Origin of the sequence: Nonomuraea sp. NPDC050202 (genome assembly GCF_040656115.1) — a bacterium.
Taxonomy (GTDB): domain Bacteria; phylum Actinomycetota; class Actinomycetes; order Streptosporangiales; family Streptosporangiaceae; genus Nonomuraea.
On sequence record NZ_JBFALF010000002.1, the window covers coordinates 468,711 to 487,998 of the forward strand.

Here is a 19,288-nt window from a genome sequence, read left to right on the forward strand (position 1 = left end):
TCCCCTGCCGCCCGGGTGTCCCACCAGGCTGTGATGGTTCTGTGCCTGTCCGGCACCGGAGTCCGGTTCCGGGCAGACCGCGCCATCCGAGGACAGAACGATCGCCCGACGCCTGCCCGCCGAGGCAGGCCAGGAAGGTGACACCAGTGACGACCATTACCGGCGGCACGCTCAACGAGCTGTTCGCCAGCGCGGTGCGGCTGACCATCGACGGTGACAAGGTCAGCCCCCGGGGCATGGACACCCGCGAGCTGCTGGACGTGCGCCTGCTGCTCGAAGAGCCTCGCGCGCGGCTGCTGCACGCTCCGCCTGGTCGCGTGCTGAACACCGCGTTCGCCGTCGCCGAGGCCGTCTGGATCCTGTCGGGGTCCGATGCGCCGTGGATCTATGAGTTCAACGGCCAGCTCCGGCGGTACGCCGAGGACGACGGCATCCTGCGCGGCGCCTACGGGCCGCGCATGCGCTGCTGGGACGGCTCGGTCGATCAGCTCGCCCTGGCGCTGTCCACCCTCCAGGGCGACCCGGATTCGAGACGGGCCGTCATCCAGCTCTACGACCCGGCCCGTGACGCCGGCGGGCATCGGGACGTGCCCTGCACCCTGGGCTACCGTTTCCACCTCCGTCGTGGTCGCCTGCACATGGCGACCACCATGCGCAGCCAGGACCTGTGGACCGGCCTGCCCTACGACATCTTCGCGGCCACCACCTTGCACGAGCTGATGGCCGGCTGGCTGGGTGCCGAGCTGGGCGAGTACCACCACCACGTGGACTCGCTTCACGTGTACGAACGCGACCTGGACAAGGCGGTCGCCGTCCTCGATACGGCGGTCTCCACGCCCGGCAAGCTGCCCTCCCTGGAGACGTCGTGGGAGGGGTTCGACGCCCTACTAGCCGATGTCCGGTCCGGCCGGATGGTCGATCATCCCGGCTGGGACATCATGGCCGCCGTGCTGGCCAGTTACCAGCAGTGGAAACGCGGCGACCGCGACGCCGCCGTACGCAGCGCGGAGGACGTCGGCGGCCTCCTCGGAGAGGGCCTGTGCGCCTGGTACGCCGTTCTGAAGAGTCGGTGATCTCGATGCCTCCCCATGTCGTCCTCGGCTTGTGCTCCTTCACGCACGACTCGGCCGCAGCCCTGCTCGTCGATGGTGAGCTGATCGGATTCGTCGAGGAGGAACGCCTGTCCGGGGCCAAGCACACCCGCGCCTACCCCGAGCGGGCGGTCGCCTGGCTGTTGTCCAAGGCGGGCATCAGCCCCGAGGAGGTGAACGCCGTCGCGTACAACTTCCACGGCCTCCACTACTTGAAAGTGGTTCCCACTACCCTTGGCCTGGCTCTGAACCCTGCCACTCGTAAATTCGCGGGAAGGCGCGCGGCCAGCTTCACCAAGGTGGGATTCCGCACTGTCCGCCGCGTCCACGGGTTGAGGCGCCGCTTCCCCCACGCTCGCATCCACCCGCTCCTCCACCACCGCACCCACCAGATGTACGCCTTTGCCGCCTCGGGCTGGGAGAGCGCGGCCGTCCTGGTCGTGGACAGCCTCGGCGAGGCCGAGACCACCACCATCGCGCTCGGACGTCAGCTCCAGCCCGGCCGACCGGCCTTGCGATCCCTCTACGAGCTGACCGACCCGGCCTCGCTCGGATACGCCTACGGCGCCGTCACCGAGCACCTGGGCTGGCGCCGGGGCGACGAGGAGGGGACCGTGATGGCGCTGGCCGCACTGGGCGATCCGGCCCGCTTCCGCGCCCTCTTCGCCGCCGCCATCCCCATCACGCCGACCGGTTTCTCCCTGCACCCGGCCTATTTCGCGCCCCGGGTGCTGTCGTCGTCCTTCGCCCGGCTGACTCCCCGCTTCGCTGCCGAGACCTGTTCACGCCGCGCCGGGGACGCCCCGATCGGCCAAGTCCATCGGGACTTGGCCGCCGCGCTCCAGGAGCGGACCGAGCAGGTGATGCTGCATCTAGCCGGCCTGGCCAGGGCACGTACCGGGATGAAGCGGTTGTGCCTCGGCGGTGGTGTCGCCACCAACTGCGTGTCCGTCGGCAAGATCGTGGAGTCGGGTCTCTTCGCGGAGGTGTTCGTGCCTCCGGCTCCGGGCGACGCTGGCACGGCGATCGGCGCAGCCGCCGCAGTCCACCTGGAGAGCGGGACAAGCCCCCTGGCCGGCGTCGCGGGCACGTGCTACCTCGGCCCCGCCTTTCCCGGCCAGATGCCAGAGGTCACAGGGTTCACGGAGCACCGGATCGACGGCGACGTCGCCGCGTTCTTGGCGGAGCGGCTGGCCGGCGGTCAGATCGTTGGCCTGTTCCGGGGGCGGGTCGAGGTGGGGCCTCGCGCGCTCGGGAACCGGTCGATTCTGGCCTCGCCGCTGATCCCGGACGTGGTCGCGCGGCTGAACGACACCGTGAAGTTCCGCGAGCCCTTCCGCCCGTTCGCGCCCATGGTCGCGGCCGAGCACGCGGCCGATTACTTCACCCTCGGCCAGGAGTCGCCGTTCATGTCGATGGCCTCGGGCGTGACCGAGCTGGCGCGCCAGCGTATTCCCGCAGTCGTGCATGTCAACGGCACCGCTCGCGTCCAAACCATCACCGAGGACGGCAACCCCTTCATGCACGCCGTACTGACCGCCTTCGCCGGCCGTACCGGCATTCCCGTCCTGATCAACACCTCACTGAACGTCAAGGGCAAGCCCATCTGCGGCACACCGGTCATGGCGCTCAAGTGCCTGGCGGGCACCGGCTTGGACGCCCTGCTCCTGGAAGACAGGTGGATCACCCGATGAGGATCGGCTACAGCTTCTGGGGTTTCCTGGGGCCCGGCATCACCGACACCCCGGACGGCGGGCGGAGCCATCGACGCCCCTTCATCGACGCCATCCGCGCCGCCGGCCACGAGGTGGTCTTCCTCCAACGGAACCGTGACCTGGCCGAGGCCGGGGACCACATCGCCGATCGGTACGCGTTCGACGCCGGTCTTCCTGAGATCGACGTTCTCTTCGCCGAGTGGCGCTGGCCCATTCCCGGCCGCAACACGACCGCATGCGACGTTCCTGGGCACACCTGCGATCTTCATCGACAGGCGGACCTGCTCGACCACTACACGTACACTCGCGGCACCCCCACGATCGTCTGGGACAAGGACCGGAAGATCCCGCTGGACCACCCCCTGCGCCGCCGCCACGGCGTGGTGGTCTGTGAGGCTGCGCTGCTCCCCTCCCTCGGGTCTCGCCCGCTGCTGTTCCCTCTGGACGACGTCCTCCTGGACGAGGCCGACCCGCCGGTGCTCGCCGCACAGTCGCGCCCCATCCCGTTGACCTACATCGGCAACCAGTACGACCGCGACCAGGCGTTCGACCACTACTTCGCCCCGGCCGCCGCCCGCCTGCCCCACCAGGTGGCCGGGAAGTGGCCCACCATCGGCCGCTGGCCCAAGGTGACCTTCCTCGGGAGGGTCCCCTTTAACGAAGTGGGCCGGATGTACGGCGAGAGCCTGGCGACGGTCCTGCTGCTCCCGGAGCGGTACGCGGCCGTGGGTCAGATGACGCAGCGGATCTTCGAGGCAGTTCTGGCCGGGTGCCTGCCCCTGGCACCGTCCAACATCGCCTGCGTCCACCGATTCATGCCGGACGAACTGATCGTCAACGACGGTCATGAGGTGCTCGCCGCGGTGCATCGGCTGCTGTCCATCGCCGGCACCGCCGCTCACGCCGACCTGATCTCAGCGTGTCTGGCCAAGCTCGACGCGTTCCGGCTCAGCCACCAACTCCGGATGGTGGAGGACATCTTGGCCGCCTTCGACGTCCGGCGCCCTCACACCGCCTGGAGGTGTCGATGAGCGCGGTCCGCCATCTCGCCATTGCCGCTCTGACCAGGCCCGTTTCTACTATCGTGGAGCACCATGCAGATGAACCGGGTGGCCATCGTCGGGTCCGGCGGAAGCGGCAAATCCTACGTGGCGCGCGAACTCGGCCGTCTGCTCGATGCGCCGGTCACGCATCTCGACGCGGTCTACTACGACGACGAGTGGAACCCGCTGCCGCCGGAGAAGTTCGAGGCGGCTCAGCGGGAGCTGGTTGCGGCACCGCGCTGGGTGATCGACGGCAACTACAACTCCTCGCTGCACGTCCGGCTGGAAGCGTGCGACACCGTGGTGATGATGGACGTGCCCACCTGGGCCGCCTTGTGGGGGATCGTCTCCCGCCAGCTCCGGCACGGCGCCGGCCAGCACACCTCCGGCGTCTACAACCGCATCCACTGGGGCGTGATCACCTACGTGGCCACCTACCGGCGGCGCATGCGACCCAAGGTGCTGGCGAAGATCCACCACCTCGCCGCAGGCAAGCAGGTGGTGTTCCTGACCAGCCGTGCCAAGACGCGCCGCTGGCTGGAACAGGTGGCCGCCGGCCGCTGACCCGCCGTGGCGGCGGCGTAGACGGGTGGCGCCCATGACGTCGCCCGAAAACGCCTTCACGCATCCGACCACCGCATCGCGCCTGTACCAGGAGGAGTCACGCCTGGCGGCCCGTACCTCGGCCTTGCACCAGGCGAAGATTCAGGGAAGGGCAGTCGCCGAGGTCATCGCCGACCTGGCCACCGATCACCTGGCCGAGCCCCGGCAGGCGATCGTCGCGGACCTGGGCTGTGGCCGCGGTACCAGTAGCCGAATCCTGGCCGAGCGCCTCCGGCCGCGCCACCTGCTGGCCATCGACACCTCGCAGGCGATGCTCACCGCCGCGCGCTCCCGGGTCGAGGGCGCTCCGACGAGGGTCACCTGCCTCCGCGCTGACTTTCACCGCCTACCCCTCGGGGACGCCACCTGCGCGGTGGTGGTGGCCGCGTTCTGCCTCTACCACGCCCCCGACCCGACCCCCGTCATCGCCGAGATCGCCCGCGTTCTCGTCGAGGGCGGCATCGCCATCATGGTCACCAAATCGGCCGACAGCTACCGGACCCTCGACCACCTGGTCGCCGCCGCAGGCATCGACGCCGGCGCAACCCGACGGCCGAGCCTGTACGGGACCGCCCACAGCGGCAACCTGGAGGCGCTCACAGCGCCGATCCTCCCGATAGTGCACGTGGAACACGAGGAACACCGATTCGCCTTCACGGGGCTGGACCACGTCGCAGCCTACCTCGCCACCACGCCCAAGTACGAACTGCCGTCCGCCATGGCCACCGACCCGGACGCGATCGCCACGGCACTGCGCTCCCGCGTGATCGACGCCCGGGTCGTGGCCGCCTCCACCGTCACTTACCTGATCGCCAAGCGGGGTGACGCACCATGACCTTCAGCAAGCCGTACGCCACCCGGGAAGCCCTCGAACAGACCATCGCCCACCACGCATGGCTCAACGAACATGCAGGTTCGCTCCGGCTCCCCGCCATCAGGACCGTTCGCGCGGACGGCATCGACTTCGCCTCGATCGAAGGCCGCCACGCCCGCTTCACTGATGCCCCGGCTGTGGCCACCGTCCTCGGCCGTGCCCACGCCGCCGCGTGGAAGGGCGATCTGCACCGTGCGCTCCTCACCACCGCACACCCTCTGGCCCATGGCCATGAGTTGCCCGACTTCGTCTCGCCCCGCATCGCAGCTCTGCGCAGGCACCGCGCCGCCGGATTGGTAAACGCCCACCAGATGACCGCCGCCCAATCGCTCCTCGCCGCCAGCCCGGCCACCCCGGTCGCCTTCTATAAGGACACCAACTTGCGCAATGTCCTCATCACCGCTGATGGGCCCGTCATGGTGGATCTCGGCGACCTCACCCTGGCGCCGTTCGGCTACGACCTCGCCAAGCTGCTGGTCACCTTGGCCATGACGTACGGGCCTCTTCCACCCGCGACCTTCACGACGTCCCTGGCCTGCTACAACCAGCCGCTCCTCGGCGCGGGCCTACCCCCCGTCACCATCGGCCGGTTCCTCGGTCACGCCGAGCTGCACCACCTGCTCACCCTGCCCTATCTCGGCAAGAGCGGTTACCGGCATCCGTGGCCGACCGTCCGCCCCCGACCGGAGGACCTGACGTGATCTCCACCGAACTCATCTTCACCCGCCACGGCGAGGCGCAATGCAATGTGGACGGCGTCGTCGGCGGCCCGCGTACCTGCACCGGACTGACCGACCTCGGCCGACGGCAGATGACCCTGACCGCTGCCCGCCTCCTCATCCAACATGACGCCGAACCATTCACCCACGTGTACGCCGGACCCCGCCTGCGGCTCCGCGAAAGCGGCCGTATCCTGGCCGACGCCCTCGGCCTACCGCTGCTCATCAGCAACTCCCTGGACGGCCCCGTCCACGGCGAGGCCGACGGCAAGCCTTGGCACGAGGTCAAGACCGCCTTCCGCGGCGGCCCGCACGCTCATCCCGATCAACCCTGGGCACCGGGCTCCGACACCTGGAACGGCTACCTCAAGCTCGCCGGCGCGGTCATCGCCGACCTCATCCGTCACCACGAAGGCGATCGCGTCCTGTTCGTCGCACACGGCGAAACCGTGCTCGCCGCACACACCCTCCTGCTCGACCTCCGTCCCGGCCTGATGACCAGTTTCACCCTCGACCACGCCTCGATCACCCACTGGCAACTCCACCGCAACCGGTTCGGCGACGAGCGGTGGATGCTGCTGCGCCACAACGACACCGCCCACCTGACCACGCTGGCCATCTCGTGAGCGGTTCCGACCCCGAGCTGTTGGCCATGGCCCGCTGGCACCTGGGACCCGTCACGCCGCTTCCGCGCCTCGACCTGCCCTCACACCTCCAGGTCCTCACCACGAAGAACGGGCAGCGCTACATCCTCAAGCACCACCAGGCGCCCGATCGGTTCCATGCCGAATTCCGCGCCTACTCCACCTGGGTCCCAGCCCTGAAGGAACACGCTCCAGCCCTCATCCACGCCGACCCCGACACCCTCTCCCTGCTACTGACCGCCATCCCCGGGCAACGCGCCACGCAGCTCCCCGAGGACTCCCTCGCCGAACGTCGGGCACACCGCGACGCGGGCCACGTCCTGCGTCTCCTCCACCAAGCTTCGCCCGGCCCGCACACCGCGACCGACGTACCTGCCTACCTCGCTGAGCGCATGCGCTGGTGGGCCGCCCGCGCGCACCTGGCGGCCCTCATCACCTCCTCCGACCTTCGCCTCCTGCACTCCTGGGCGGACGAGATGGCCGCAGAGACACTCGAGACCACGGTGTGCCACCTGGACTACCAACCACGCAACTGGATCGTCAGAGACGCGGGGCAGGTCGGCGTCGTCGATTTCGAGCACACCCGCCTCGACGCCCGCATCCGCGACTTCGCCCGCCTCGAACACCGCTATTGGCGTCGGGCGCAGCACCTCCGCACGGCCTTCTTCGACGGCTACGGCCGCCCACTCGATTCCAGCGAACACCAGCTCCTGGAACGCTTTCGCCTCCTGGAGGCGGTGACCGCACTGGTACGAGGCCACGAAGCGGACAACGCGGAACTCCTGGCCCACGGCCGGACACTCATCGCCAGCATCCACCAACCACCTCAGAGGACCCCTATGCCCATGTCAGCCACCGCCCATGGACTCCGTGAGTCACTTCCCCGGCGAGCCGTCGTCACCGGCGCCGCCGGTTTCATCGGCTCCCACCTGTGCCAGGCATTGCTCGCGCGAGGCGTGACCGTGATCGGTGTGGACCGCCGCGATCCCAGCAAGCACCTCAGCGCCGCCCACAACTTGGCCGACATCCGTACCCACCCAAACTTCGTTTTCGCCACCGGCGACCTGCGCACCTGTGCCATCGAACCCCTGCTGCTCGACGCCGACGTCGTTTTCCACCTGGCCGGCGTCCCAGGCGTCCAGCCCTCATGGGGAGCCGACTTCGACGACTACGTCGCCTCCAACATCTCGGCTACCCAGCGGCTCATGCACGCGGTGACGAGGCTGCGCATCCCGCGCCTCGTCGTTGCCTCCTCCTCCAGCATCTACGGCGCCCCCGACGGCGACCGCCCCAGCACCGAAACTGATCACCCGCGCCCCGCCTCCCCGTACGCGGTGACCAAGCTCGCGGAGGAACAGCTCTGCCTCGCCCACGCAGCCCGATCTGACTGCGACACCACCGTGGTGGCCTTGCGGTACTTCACCGTCTACGGCCCGCGCCAGAGGGAGGACATGTTCGTCCAGCGCCTCCTGGACGCAGCCTCAACCGGTCTGACCCTCCAGATCTACGGGGACGGCAAGCAGCGCCGCGACTTCACCTACGTCGACGACGCCATCAACGCGACCATCGCGGCAGGCACCGTCTACCTGTCCAACAGCGTGATCAACGTCGGAGCCGGCCGCACCATCAGTCTCAACGACGTCGTAGAACGAGCCCACCGGCTCACCGGCCAGCCCATCAACGTCCGGTCCACCCGCGCACGGAGCGGGGATGTCTCTGTCACCTGCGCCGACGTGACCTCAGCGCGTCGGCTGCTCGGCTGGGCCCCGACCACCGACTTGGTCACTGGCATGGCCGCGCAGCTCGACTGGATGGCCTCCAGCCGAAGCCCTTCCCCCATCGCGGCGGAGGCCGTCTGACGGCGCCAGAAGCCACGGCGCGGGCAGACCGGTCCACGGTAACACTCAGGCTGCCCGCGCCGTCCAGCTTCGTCCCATGGGTAACAACCTGGGGAGCCCACCACAGCGCCATGTTCCCCAACCGCAACGTGTCCCTGCCTTCAGAGCGGACCGTGGAGTCGTGGCTGGAGAAGAGGGGCGAGGAGATGCAGGCCGAAGGCCAGAAAGCCGGTAAATCCCCGCGCGGCGGGCCCTTCGCCCGCCCTACGCTTGTTTCATGTCAACCGCCGCTGACCCCTCTTGGCGTCCCCTACGCGAGCGCCTGGCTGGCCAGACCGGCGAGCGTGCCCTGGTCGAGGGGACGCCGCTGTACCTGGTCCAGCCGCTTCGGGACTGGTTGAACGAGGCCGTTACGGATTTCGATGGCCAGTACGATCTGGCGATGCTCTTGCAGTTGCGGTTGCGTGACACTGATGTCGTCCCTCGGCATCGTGATACTGATGGCGTGTTCGTGGTGCTCGACGGTGACAGTCTGCTGGAGGCGATTGATGCCACGCTGAACGTCTGTGGCTCCTATGCAGGAGTGGACGGCAACGACGTCTTCGAGCACCAGTGGTGGGGTGCCATGCTGCTCAAACTGCAGTTGATTCTGGACACAGGCGGGTCGGCGTGGAAGCTGAATGACGACTTGAACGGGCTGGCTCGTCGCGTCGACGAGACCGTCGCCCAGGCTGCCTGGATGACGATGCAGGCGGCCCCCACCGATGCAGCTGATCACCTCAAGCGGGCGTGGAACGCCGCCTACGGCATGAACCCGGACGCGTCGAAGGCGTACAGCGAGGCGGTCAAGGCGGTGGAGGCCGTTGTGATTCCCGCGGCCATCCCCAACGACCGGCAGGGGACGCTCGGAAAGGCGCTTGCGCACATCAAGCAGACCGCGGCGAAGTGGACGGTCGCGGTCGACCAGTCCCGTACGCCAGCATCAGCAGACGTGCTGATCGCGATGCTGGCGCTCGTGTGGCATGGGCAGCGTGACCGGCACGCTGGCCCGAACACGGCCCCGGTCACGCTGGAGTCTGCGCAGACCGTGCTCCACGCGGCGGTGACGCTGGTGCAGTGGTTCACGTCCGGTGCGATCAGGAAAGCATCCTGACGTAGCCGGCCGCCCGCTAGGTCCCCCAGGACCCGCTGCCGCTCCTTTGGAAGCAGCCACCAGCTCGACGAAGGTGCTCTTGGCCAGCAGCGACCGGCGATCACCTGACGGGTCCGGCCAGGGGGCAGGCCACGGCAGCTGACCCCTGGTTGCCATCCCGCGTGAGGCGCCGTGGCCGAGCAGCGTGGCGGGGTGTCTTGGCCAGAGTGACGCGTACGAGCTGCCGATGGTGAGCTGTGTCGCAAATCACATTGGGCGAGGGTGGTCTGCGGAAAACCCCTGATCCGATCCGCGAGGTTCCGCGCTCGTCCGCACCCAGCCAACACAGCCAACACAGCCAACGCCGGGGGCGATCTCTATAAATCGCCAATGTCTCCCAGCCGCAAGCTCGCACGTCTAAGCTCTTGCCTGTCCGCTTCGCACGCGGTCCCCAGCAGCAGTCCATCGGGGGGTCAGCTGCTCGATGGCGCCGACCCTGGCACACCATCAACCAGAAAGAAGGGACACCGTGCGCAAACGGAAGCAAAAAACAGACCCATCCAGGTGGATGGAGTGGGCACAGCTCGCAGTGCGGACCGTGCTCATCATCGTAGACCTGGTGGTCAACAGGATCAGGTAACCAAGTCGGTTACCTGATCCCGCGAATGGGTGACCCCCGTCGACGGCCGCTAACCAAGGCGGGGGCGCCTACTTGACAGTGAGGAAGCGACCTCACCATGCTCTCTGCATCGTAGCCGCGGCTGCTGCCAGTCAGGGCTCAGTTTTGGCCAAGTTTCAATACTCACCCCGATACTGAGAGAGAAAGTCCCACAGAGGCTCTTGCCGCCTCCGAATCACATGCCTGCACGTCAAGGGCTTGGTCGCGAACCCTGAGGACTCCACTTCAGCCATCCCCATGGCGCTGCATGGTGTGTGCCGCGACTCGTCACGAGCCCGAGTTTTGGCCGAGTTTCGAAACTCACCCAAACTAGTCTCCCGTTCGCGTACGGTCACCTGCTCGGCACGTTCGAGCGTCCCGGCGGCGTCGGTCTCGCTCTGCTCGGGGCGGGGGTCATACCTGCTGGACGGCCCAGGCATTGCAGGCCGCCTTCTCCCGGATGGGGTGCCCCCTAGCGGCGTCCGCCGTCTTGGCCTGCCCGGCTTCGCCGTAGGTGGCTTCGACGTCGGTCCTGCCACTCGGCGACGACGCCACCTCGCCGCTTGTCGACGTTCCTCATCTCGTAGTCCTAGCGGATGCAGCCGCGAAGCCTAGCGGCTCAGCTAGCGGAGAAACCCGGTCGTGACCTGCGGCCTAGCGCTCTAGCGGCCCCACGCGAACGCCCCTGGAAGCGACTCCAGGGGCGTTCGGTGAGGTGGCCCGGGTGCTAGGGCTGGGCCTTCCGCTTGCCGTACGCGTCGGCGATGTCGGACCGGTTGAAGCCCTTGCGATTGCGGCCCTTACCGGTGGCGTCGCGGCCCCAGGTGTCCTCCGTCCGGACGCCGTACTCCTTCAAGCGGGCGGTCAGTGTGGCGGTCTTGGCGTCGTCCTCCAGGTTCGCCCACTGGCCGTAGGCGTCCGGCCGGAACTCGGCCAGCCGGTCCACCACCGTGCTGTTCCAGACCTTCTCGTCCTTGGCCGTGGTCACGGTCAGGATGTCGGCCAGCAGGTCATAGGAGACCCGCTGCGGCCCTTCCTGGCCGATCGCCTGCCCGGACAGCGTTCCGGCCGCCTTGCGGAGCTGGTGGGCGCGTTCGGCGATCAGTTCGGAGGTGGGGCCGTCGAGGTAGGCGGAGCGGACGATGAGCGGGTCTTCGGCGATGCCGACGGCCCAGGAGATGCCCTTGTCGTTGAGGGTGAACATGGTGGCCTTGACGCCGGCCTGGTGCATGCCGGTGCCGAGGATCATGTCGTTCTCCTGCCAGCCCATCACCCGCAGGCAGATCCGGATGCCCGCGTTCGCCGAGATGGCCTTGGGCAGGCTGTCCTTGTCCGGCCGCTGAGTGGCCAGGATGAGGATGATGCCGAGGGCGGGGCCGCGCTTGATGATGGCGGTGGCGTACTTGGCGGCCTCCTCGCCGTACTCATCGTCGGCGAACAACTCCTGGCACTCGTCGATCGCCACCACCATCGGATGCAGGCCGAGGTCACGCCGCGCGGCCAGCTCGGGTGTCACCTTGAACTCGGGCGCCTGGTGACGCGGCAGGCCGTCGATCACCTCAGCGCGCCGGTCCAACTCGGCGTACACCTCGGCCAGCGAGGCGACGCAGGCGGCCTTGGCCGAGTCGGTGGCGCCCTTGGCGTAGTGATGGGCCACCTTCTCCAGCGCCGACAGGTCCCCGGTGCCCTTCAGCTCGAACAGCCGCAGCTCAGCCAGCGGGTCCAGCGCGCAGGCCAACAACAGCACCCGCAGCGCGAACGTCTTGCCGTAGCGCGGCATCGAGCCGATGAGCACGTTGGCGAACATGAGCAGGATAGAGATCGGCCGGCCGCGCTGGTCGTTGCCGTACGGGACCGGGTCGAACAGGCTGACCTGCCCCGACTTGGCCAGCGGCCAGGCCGGCTGCCGAGCCTTACGCATCTCCTGATCACCCACCCACAGCACCAGCCGGCCAGGGTGCTCCTCCGAGACCGGTTCGGGCCACACGCACCCAAGGGCGCGGCGCAGGCCGGAGGCGAGCTTGTCGCGCTTCTCCAGCACCTCCGCCACCGTCACTCCGAGCGGAAGATCCACCTCGGCCCGCCAACCCGGCCCGTCCCGCATGATCGGGGCCGGGAAGGTTATGCCACGCCCGTTCTTGCCGAGCGCCTGGTTGATGGCCGAGATGCCGAGCGAGCCGAGCGCGTCCAGCACCTGGTCACTGGTCAGCTTGCGCACCCGGGTGGGAACGACCGCCCGGTCCAGCAGCGGCTGATCGGCGGGTGTCCCGAGAATGCCAGCCCCGGCGATGAGCACGCCGAGGATCGCCCACTGCACCCAGGTCGGCGCGGCCACGGCGACGAAGATACCGACCAGGACCGCCGTGATCGCGCCGACAAGGAGCGTCCAAAAGCGCGCCTTGACCCGGTCGTCACGCTGCCGCGACAGGGCCAGGTACTCCGCCGCTTCCTCCTTGGTGGCCGCCGCACGCCGCACCGGGCGGCCTTCCAGGTCGAACAGCCACCGCACCAGCGCCACCAGCAGCCGCCAGGCGCCGGCCGGGGAGCGGCCCGTGAGCTTGGCGGCGTACTTCGGGGTGCGCAGCGCGTGGTAGGCCAGCACGTAGCCGGTGTGTTCGGCCTGCCACTTGAGCACCTGCAAGGCATCCGCCCGCGACCTCAGCCACAGCGGCACCAGCGGCTGCCGCTCCCGGCGGCGCGCGGCCAGCTCGGCGAGCAGGTCCGTCGGTTCCGGCCGGTGCGCCTGATCGACGAGAACCACGGTCCCCTCAAGGACGCCGTCGCCCTCCTCTCCGGCCTCCTGGCCAGCCTGCTCCGTCGTGGACTCGACGGCGACGCGCACGTCCTCGGCCTGGAGAGCGATCACCATGCCCTCGCGCATCTCCTCCGTGGCAGTCATGCCCGCACCTCCGTCCGGGTGACCAGCGAGCCGAGGATCTCGGCGTGCACGGCGAGCGCCTCGACGACGAGCCGCGTCCCAGCGACCGCGTGCCCGACCAGACGGCAGACCTCGGCCAGAACGAGGAGCACGACCACCACCGCGACGCGCGCCACTGTGAAGGACGTACGGGCCCATCCGGCGCGCCGCATGGCCGCCCACATCTGCCCGGCGGTCCGGGCGTCCGCGTCCGCCTCCCGGGTGGCGCACAGCAGGAACACGAACACGCCCATGGCGGGAATCAGGAAGCTCGTCATCACGCCGCCTCCGCCTGGCTCGTGCCGGTCGGCTGCACGCCGCTCAGCGATGGCGGAGCAGCCTCGGAGCCGGGTACCTCGGCTGCCTTGGCTTCGGCAGCCTGCGCCCGCTCCTTGTCCACCTCGGCGATGATGTCCTCGGCCTCGCGCTGCTCCAGCCCCCACCGGTTCATGAGAGGGCGGCGGCCGATGCGCTGCTTGCCTTCGCTGAGGCTGTCGAGGTAGGCCAGCCGCGCCGCCTCGTACCGGTCGGTGGGCAGGACCTGCACCTCGCGCTCCACCTCGACGACGGTCTCGATCGGCTGGCACACGTGCTCCTTGGCCGGGTTTTCGACTGACGGCCGGCGGGTGTTGCGGACGATCCACATCAGCAGTTCGTACGCACCCGCGAACGCCAGCGGCGCCAGGGCGCTGACCAGGCGCGACCCGAGCCCGCCGGACCAGCCGTGAGCCACGTTCGCCGCCAGAGTGACCGCCCCGCCCAGGGCGAGCGCGACCCACGCCAGGACTGGCACACCGATCCGGCGGCGCGAGCAGTAGACCATCACTAGCGACGCCATGACGATCACGCCGTCCGACATCGCCGGGTACAGGATGGCCATGTCATGCCGCTCCCCGAGGGCGATGGCCAGGCCGTAGAAGTGGTGGTACGAGACATAGGCCGCAGCGGCGGCAACGGCCAGCAGGACGGCCACCGCGAAGCCGAGGATGACCCGATCCCCGAGTCGGCCCGCGCCAGTCCCCACGGGGCGTTCAGTGACCGGCACAGCACGCCGGCGGCGGCGACGGAAGGGGTTGGGGAAGAAGCGTCCGATGCGCTTCGGCAGGACTTCGTCGGTGGGATTCGCGCTCTCGGTGATAGTGAGTGTGGAAGGGTGGGGGCTCATGGCCTGGCTCCTGGTGTAGTCAGGTTGCTGGGTCACAGGCCGGGGTTCGGTGTTGGAGTCCCCGGGCCCCGGCCGCTTGCTACTTACTTGCGGCAGGGACCGCGGAAACTCGGTTGAGGCGCGCGGTTGAGTGTTATCGAACTATCTGGGCATGGCACTGCCTCCAGCACGGCGACCGGCTGGATGGCGGAGCGGCCTCCAGGAAGGGTTGCCGGCTCTCCGCCTTCCTGTTCCGTCTCTGTTCCGCCGGAGCACCAGAAAGGCGGCAGAACGACGCGAAACGACGAAAGGCAAAAAGCCAGCGTAAACGGGATGTGGGGGAGAAGTTCAAGGTCACAGAGGGGCGGCGTCTGAGCCCGGCCTACAGGCCGACTCGTCACCCATCCCTGGTGCCTACCTGGGGAAACAGCCGCCGGATGATCAGGCGGACCGCAGCCGATCTCTCCCGCTGCCGGCCGGCCGCATCCGGCTCGCGCGGGCTAAGGCTTCCTGTGGCTGAGGCCGACGATCGTGAGCGCCAGCCCGGCCACCCCCACGAAGGAGGCTCCGGCCGCTGTTCCCGCGGCCATCAACTCGGCCTTGGTGTCCACGAGAACCAGGATCGCCACGAACAAGGCCACGATGGCCGCTACGCCGAGGGCGAGCGTCACATGCCAGCGACTGTCCATCCCGCCTACCTCCGTTGGGGAGCACGCCGTTTCTAGTGGCGTGTCTGCGAAGCATGCTCGGCCCGCGCAACGGGTGTGAGGGCGAGCGGGTGTGAATAGCGTGCGCTGCTACTGACCGGTACGTTGTCAGTTTACGGCCCCTGACCAGGGTGATCGTGGTTATTGACGTTGGTGCCAGCGTGTCTTGATAAAAGCGGCCTTGCCGGTGGCGGACACGCCGTCAAGCTGGGCTCGGGAACGGTTCCGCCAGGTCGAGGACGAGCGCCGGGCGCGTGACGCGCAACGGACGGAGAGATCGTTCACCACGACGTGTTGCCGGAGCGGTGCGCTATTTCCGGGCATACCCCAGGACGTGCCTCAATCGCGGCACCCCCGGCTGGGGCGCGAATCCGAACGTGTCGGCCTCGACGACCTCGAACCCGGCCCGCCGGATCGCCCGGAGCGTGTCCCGGTTCGGGCGGCAGCCGCCCGCGACCCGCCGCCACACCGGCGTCACGACGTCCGCCAGCAGGCCGAACGCCGGGTTGGCCGGCCGTACGTGCTCGTAGAACCGCAACTGCCCCCCGGGCCTGAGCACCCGGGCGGCCTCCGCCAGGGCCCGCGCCTGCGACGGCACCGAGCACAGCACCAGCGACACCACCACGACATCGAAGGCACCGTCGTCGGCGGGCAGCTCCTCGGCGTGCCCGGACACCACCGACACCGGCACCGGCGCCGACGCGGCCTGCGCCCCGGCCAGCTCGCGCAGCGTGTCCTCCGGCTCCACGGCCACGACCTGCGTGACCGCCGGCGGGTAGTGGGCGAAGTTGCGGCCGTTGCCGGCCCCGACCTCGATCACCCGCCCCTCGGCCCCGGCCAGCAGCCGCCGCCGGTGCTCGTAGGCGCCCCGCCGGTCCACGAGCTCGGCCACCCGGGCGTACGCCTGGGCGAAGCGCGGATGCTGGAAATCGGCCTGTCGCGTCATCGAATCCCCTCAGAACGGCTCTTTCCAGCATGCCTCACCACGCGATCACTTCTTCGCGGCCTTGCCGATGACCTTGGCGACCAGCTTGCTCGCGTGCTCGACCGCCTTGATCCCCGCCCCCAGCGAGTGATGCCGGCGCGAGATGACGGCGATCAGGTACGTACGCCCCCGCTCCCGTACCCGTCCGATGCTGTTGACCGTCCACCGCCCCCCGTCGCGCTCCCGCGGCAGCCACCCGTTCTTGACCTCCGCGCCCCTGCCGGCCGCGCTCACGCCCCATGCCTGCTCCGGCGCCACGTCGCCCATCAGCCCCAGCACGTAGCGACGGTGCCGGGGCGACAGCGGGCTGTCGGCCGACACCAGCGCGTCCAGCAGCCGTACCTGATCGGCGGCGCTCGTCGTGGTCGACCCCCACGAGCCGCCGGGCCCCGGACGCGTGTCGCGCAGCCCGAGCTTCTTGTTGGCCGCGGCCAGCCCCGAGGCGCCCCCGATCGCCGCCCACAACCGGGACGCGGCGTCGTTGTCGCTGACCTTGATCGCTTGCGCTGCCGCCCGCTTCTCCCACCTCGCCGGTCTGCGGCGCTCCCGCTGGGCCCGGAGCAGCAGCGCCACCACGATGTTCACCTTGACGATGCTGGCCGTGGCCGTCCTGAGGCCGCGGTTGTAGGAGTAGGACAGCCCGGACGACAGCTCCCGCACCGACACGGAGAGATCACCCGGCAGGTCGCCGAGGTAGCGGTCGAGCGAACGGGTCAGCCCCTTCCTGTACGAGGGCCGCTTGGGCGCGGGCTGCTTCGCCGGCTCCGGGGCGGACGCGACGGCGACGGGGGCGGGAGCAGGGGCGAGGGGGAGGGGCACGGACGGGGGCACGGGCACGGGCGCGGACTGAGGAACGCCGCTCGACGCGAGGAGAGCCAGCGCCGCGAGCGCACCCGCCAGAGCGACCCGCCGGCGCATCCACGCTCCCGGCTTCGCAGGCGATCGCGCCCCGGACTTCGCGGGTGACCGTGCCCAGGGCTTCGCGGGTGACCGTGCCCCGGGCTTCGCGGGTGACCGCGCTCTGAGCCTCCCGGGCAGCCACGTCCCGGGCTTCGCGGGCAACCACGTCCCGAGCCTCCTCGGCAGCCGCGCACCGAGCTTCGTGGGTAGCACGCCGCCCTACCCGCGCGCAGAGCGGAAAGCAGGCAGGAAAGGTGATATGTCGCGCCATGCCATGAAATGCATGGCAGGCAGCATTCCTGTCCCGGTGTTTCCACGGTGTTAGCCGGGGCTGGAGGGCAGGAAGGGCGTAGCCGTGGGGTGACGGGTTCGTGAGAGCCGGAGCCCGAAGCGGAGGGGGACGCTAGGTTTTTCGCGAGGCTGGATGCGGCGGTCACATCGATCGCGGCCGGGTGCCATGTGGGGGTGGAGCGATGGCCGCTGAGCTGGCCACGTTGGTCGGTGAGCTGTCACCGTACGTGACGGCCGCCGTGGGTGCGTACGGGGCCGCCGTGCTGGCACGGGCGCATGAGGAGGTGGCCGACGTCACGGTGGGGTGGGGACGGCGCATGCTCCAGCAGATCTTCGGCGTGCGGCCGGACGAGGACGAGGTTCCGGAGACGGTCGTCGAGCTGGCGCAGGCTCCGGACGATCCCGATCTTCAGGCGGCGTTGCGGGTGCAGATCCGCAGGATGCTGGCAGCGGACGAGGAACTGGCGGCGCGGCTGCGTGCCATGCTCGCCGAGGCGCGGGCCGAGACGGCCGGCACGGGCACCGTGACCGCGTCAGGCGAGCGGTCGGTGGCGATCGGGCGCGACAACAGTGGCGTGATCATCACGGGCGATCACTCGACCGGCTTCAACCGCTGACCGTACGGTGAACGGCGCGGAGTGCGGCGCGGTGGGCGGTGCGGTGGGCGGTGCGGTGAACGGTGCGGTGGGCGGCGCGGAGGGCGTCGAGAGCCCGGCCGAGGTAGCCGTGCTGGGCGCGCGGCGTCCTCGATGACCTGAGGCAGGACCGGCGACGGCGAGGCGGCCCGGACCGGGCCGCCGTACTCATGGTGAGGGGCGGAGGTGATGCGTCCCGCCGGCGAGCCATCATCGGCGGCCCCGTCCAGAGGGCCATGGCTCGCCGGCGGGCACCTCCGCCCCTCCGGCCCCTGGGAGTGAGGACCGGCGTCGCGAGGAGCGCCATGGGCAGGTGGAGAACCTCGCTGGCAAAGCGACCCTAACCCCGCCCACGCCGCCCGTTCTGCGGAGGATTACGCAGAACGCGACTCCCACGCCGCCAGGATGGCCGCCTCCTTCTCCGCGTCCATGCCGTGCCGGCTGGTCTTGCCGTAGCTGCGCTTGTCCTCCGGGATCTCGCGCAGCCACGCCCACGTGTCGCGCACCGTCTCCGCCACCGGCCGGGTACGCAGCCCGGCCGCCTCGGCCTTGGCCGTCGGGACACTCCAGAAGTTGTCCCTGACCTCCGACGGCGGGCTCCACAGCGGCAGCTCCACGAACGCCCCCGCCTCCCGCTCCACCAGGAACGCGTCGTCCACCCACACGAACCGCGCGCCGGACCCCGTGGCCGACGCGCAGGCGGCCAGCCAGGAGCCGTACGTCGTCTCGCCCGCCGGGCCCGTCACCAGGAAGCCGCCGGACGTGCCGAGCGCGGCCTGGTCGAGGGTGAAGGCCGCCACGTCGCGCGCGTCGACGAGCTGCAGGGGAGCGGACGGGTCGCCGGGCGCCAGCACCTTGCCGCCCCGGGAGATCCTGGTCAGCCACCACGGCAGCCTGGCCACGTCCTCGTGCGGCCCGAGGATGACGCCGGGCCGCACGATCAGCGCGTTGCCGTCGAACCCCTGCTCGACCGCCCGCTCGCAGCCCGCCTTGAGCACGCCGTAGTCGCCGTCGTCAGGCCCCGCGTCCGGCGCGCACGCCCAGCCCGGAGCCTCCTCCGCGGCCGGCTTGGCGGGGAAGCCGTCGACCGCCGAGACGCTGGACACGAACGCGTACGTGGCCGCCCGCCCCGACAGCACCCGCACCGACTCGCCCACCACGCGGGGCACGTAACCGCAGGTGTCGACCACGAAGTCCCACGAGCGGCCCTCGGCCAGCCGCGTCAGGTCCGCGCGGACCTCACGGTCGCCGCGCACCGCTTCCACGCCGGGCACGTCGGCCCCGCTGCGGCCCCTGTTGAACGTCGTCACCTCATGCCCCCGGGCCAGCGCCGCCTCCACGACGGCGCGCCCCAGGAACCCCGAACCACCCATGACCAGAACCTTCATGGGC

General features: G+C 69.7%; 17 protein-coding genes. 10 read left to right on the forward strand and 7 right to left on the reverse strand.

Annotation, left to right across the window (positions count from 1 at the left end; all coding sequences use genetic code 11):
- Positions 1–146 precede the first annotated feature (146 nt).
- From AB0I79_RS07445 to AB0I79_RS07485, 9 genes are all read left to right on the forward strand, one after another.
- The gene (locus AB0I79_RS07445; protein WP_357868301.1) at positions 147–1,073 is read left to right on the forward strand and encodes a thymidylate synthase; all 927 of its coding nucleotides are present in this window, start codon (positions 147–149) and stop codon (positions 1,071–1,073) included.
- Positions 1,074–1,078: 5 nt separating this feature from the next.
- Positions 1,079–2,785: a carbamoyltransferase C-terminal domain-containing protein gene (locus AB0I79_RS07450; RefSeq protein WP_357868304.1), complete on the forward strand. Its 1,707-nt coding sequence runs from the start codon at positions 1,079–1,081 to the stop codon at positions 2,783–2,785.
- Positions 2,782–3,837, forward strand: coding sequence for a hypothetical protein (locus tag AB0I79_RS07455; protein ID WP_357868307.1), 1,056 nt, complete (start codon positions 2,782–2,784; stop codon positions 3,835–3,837). The genes AB0I79_RS07450 and AB0I79_RS07455 overlap by 4 nt, the downstream gene beginning before the upstream one ends.
- Before the next feature lie 63 nt (positions 3,838–3,900).
- The gene (locus AB0I79_RS07460) at positions 3,901–4,413 is read left to right on the forward strand and encodes a topology modulation protein (protein WP_357868309.1); all 513 of its coding nucleotides are present in this window, start codon (positions 3,901–3,903) and stop codon (positions 4,411–4,413) included.
- Positions 4,414–4,447: 34 nt separating this feature from the next.
- Positions 4,448–5,287 carry a class I SAM-dependent methyltransferase gene (locus AB0I79_RS07465; protein ID WP_357868311.1) on the forward strand — a complete coding sequence of 280 codons (840 nt, stop codon included), beginning with the start codon at positions 4,448–4,450 and terminating at the stop codon, positions 5,285–5,287.
- A complete protein-coding gene (locus AB0I79_RS07470) occupies positions 5,284–6,027 on the forward strand; it encodes a phosphotransferase (RefSeq protein WP_357868314.1) in 744 nt (247 codons plus the stop codon). Before AB0I79_RS07465 ends, AB0I79_RS07470 begins: the two co-directional genes overlap by 4 nt.
- Positions 6,024–6,671, forward strand: a complete 648-nt coding sequence (locus AB0I79_RS07475; protein WP_357868316.1) for a histidine phosphatase family protein — start codon at positions 6,024–6,026, stop codon at positions 6,669–6,671. The genes AB0I79_RS07470 and AB0I79_RS07475 overlap by 4 nt, the downstream gene beginning before the upstream one ends.
- Positions 6,668–8,548, forward strand: a complete 1,881-nt coding sequence (locus AB0I79_RS07480; protein ID WP_357868319.1) for an NAD-dependent epimerase/dehydratase family protein — start codon at positions 6,668–6,670, stop codon at positions 8,546–8,548. The genes AB0I79_RS07475 and AB0I79_RS07480 overlap by 4 nt, the downstream gene beginning before the upstream one ends.
- Before the next feature lie 256 nt (positions 8,549–8,804).
- The gene (locus AB0I79_RS07485; RefSeq protein ID WP_357868322.1) at positions 8,805–9,680 is read left to right on the forward strand and encodes a hypothetical protein; all 876 of its coding nucleotides are present in this window, start codon (positions 8,805–8,807) and stop codon (positions 9,678–9,680) included.
- Between the two features lie 1,364 nt (positions 9,681–11,044).
- On the opposite strand, the gene AB0I79_RS07490 is transcribed toward AB0I79_RS07485, so the two are convergent.
- The 6 genes from AB0I79_RS07490 to AB0I79_RS07515 all read right to left on the reverse strand — a co-directional run bounded on the left by AB0I79_RS07490 (position 11,045) and on the right by AB0I79_RS07515 (position 16,988).
- A complete protein-coding gene (locus AB0I79_RS07490) occupies positions 11,045–13,216 on the reverse strand; it encodes a DUF3631 domain-containing protein (RefSeq protein WP_357868324.1) in 2,172 nt (723 codons plus the stop codon).
- Positions 13,213–13,512: a hypothetical protein gene (locus AB0I79_RS07495; protein WP_357868326.1), complete on the reverse strand. Its 300-nt coding sequence runs from the start codon at positions 13,510–13,512 to the stop codon at positions 13,213–13,215. Before AB0I79_RS07495 ends, AB0I79_RS07490 begins: the two co-directional genes overlap by 4 nt.
- On the reverse strand, positions 13,512–14,258 hold the full coding sequence (locus AB0I79_RS07500) for a DUF2637 domain-containing protein (protein WP_357868327.1): 747 nt from the start codon (positions 14,256–14,258) through the stop codon (positions 13,512–13,514). Before AB0I79_RS07500 ends, AB0I79_RS07495 begins: the two co-directional genes overlap by 1 nt.
- A 620-nt stretch (positions 14,259–14,878) precedes the next feature.
- Complete coding sequence (locus AB0I79_RS07505; RefSeq protein WP_225267930.1) at positions 14,879–15,067, reverse strand: hypothetical protein; 189 nt, start codon at positions 15,065–15,067, stop codon at positions 14,879–14,881.
- 328 nt (positions 15,068–15,395) lie between these two features.
- Positions 15,396–16,031, reverse strand: a complete 636-nt coding sequence (locus AB0I79_RS07510) for a methyltransferase domain-containing protein (protein WP_357868329.1) — start codon at positions 16,029–16,031, stop codon at positions 15,396–15,398.
- A gap of 45 nt (positions 16,032–16,076) precedes the next feature.
- Entirely contained in the window at positions 16,077–16,988 is a 912-nt protein-coding gene (locus tag AB0I79_RS07515) for a serine hydrolase (RefSeq protein WP_357868332.1), read from the reverse strand.
- A 455-nt stretch (positions 16,989–17,443) separates the two neighbouring features.
- Between AB0I79_RS07515 and AB0I79_RS07520 the strand changes: the two genes are divergently transcribed.
- Entirely contained in the window at positions 17,444–17,878 is a 435-nt protein-coding gene (locus tag AB0I79_RS07520) for a hypothetical protein (RefSeq protein ID WP_357868335.1), read from the forward strand.
- Positions 17,879–18,270: 392 nt separating this feature from the next.
- Here AB0I79_RS07520 and AB0I79_RS07525 read toward each other — a convergent pair whose 3' ends face one another.
- Positions 18,271–19,284: an NAD-dependent epimerase/dehydratase family protein gene (locus AB0I79_RS07525; RefSeq protein WP_357868338.1), complete on the reverse strand. Its 1,014-nt coding sequence runs from the start codon at positions 19,282–19,284 to the stop codon at positions 18,271–18,273.
- Between the last annotated feature and the right edge of the window lie 4 nt (positions 19,285–19,288).

Coding starts and splice junctions, on each gene's coding strand:
- AB0I79_RS07505 (WP_225267930.1), bottom strand. CDS start 15,067: ATGGACAGTCGCTGGCATGTGACGCTCGCCCTCGGCGTAGCGGCCATC.
- AB0I79_RS07490 (WP_357868324.1), bottom strand. CDS start 13,216: ATGACTGCCACGGAGGAGATGCGCGAGGGCATGGTGATCGCTCTCCAG.
- AB0I79_RS07485 (WP_357868322.1), top strand. CDS start 8,805: ATGTCAACCGCCGCTGACCCCTCTTGGCGTCCCCTACGCGAGCGCCTG.
- AB0I79_RS07520 (WP_357868335.1), top strand. CDS start 17,444: ATGGCCGCTGAGCTGGCCACGTTGGTCGGTGAGCTGTCACCGTACGTG.
- AB0I79_RS07470 (WP_357868314.1), top strand. CDS start 5,284: ATGACCTTCAGCAAGCCGTACGCCACCCGGGAAGCCCTCGAACAGACC.
- AB0I79_RS07515 (WP_357868332.1), bottom strand. CDS start 16,988: ATGCGCCGGCGGGTCGCTCTGGCGGGTGCGCTCGCGGCGCTGGCTCTC.
- AB0I79_RS07510 (WP_357868329.1), bottom strand. CDS start 16,031: ATGACGCGACAGGCCGATTTCCAGCATCCGCGCTTCGCCCAGGCGTAC.
- AB0I79_RS07525 (WP_357868338.1), bottom strand. CDS start 19,284: ATGAAGGTTCTGGTCATGGGTGGTTCGGGGTTCCTGGGGCGCGCCGTC.
- AB0I79_RS07455 (WP_357868307.1), top strand. CDS start 2,782: ATGAGGATCGGCTACAGCTTCTGGGGTTTCCTGGGGCCCGGCATCACC.
- AB0I79_RS07465 (WP_357868311.1), top strand. CDS start 4,448: ATGACGTCGCCCGAAAACGCCTTCACGCATCCGACCACCGCATCGCGC.
- AB0I79_RS07450 (WP_357868304.1), top strand. CDS start 1,079: ATGCCTCCCCATGTCGTCCTCGGCTTGTGCTCCTTCACGCACGACTCG.
- AB0I79_RS07460 (WP_357868309.1), top strand. CDS start 3,901: ATGCAGATGAACCGGGTGGCCATCGTCGGGTCCGGCGGAAGCGGCAAA.
- AB0I79_RS07495 (WP_357868326.1), bottom strand. CDS start 13,512: ATGACGAGCTTCCTGATTCCCGCCATGGGCGTGTTCGTGTTCCTGCTG.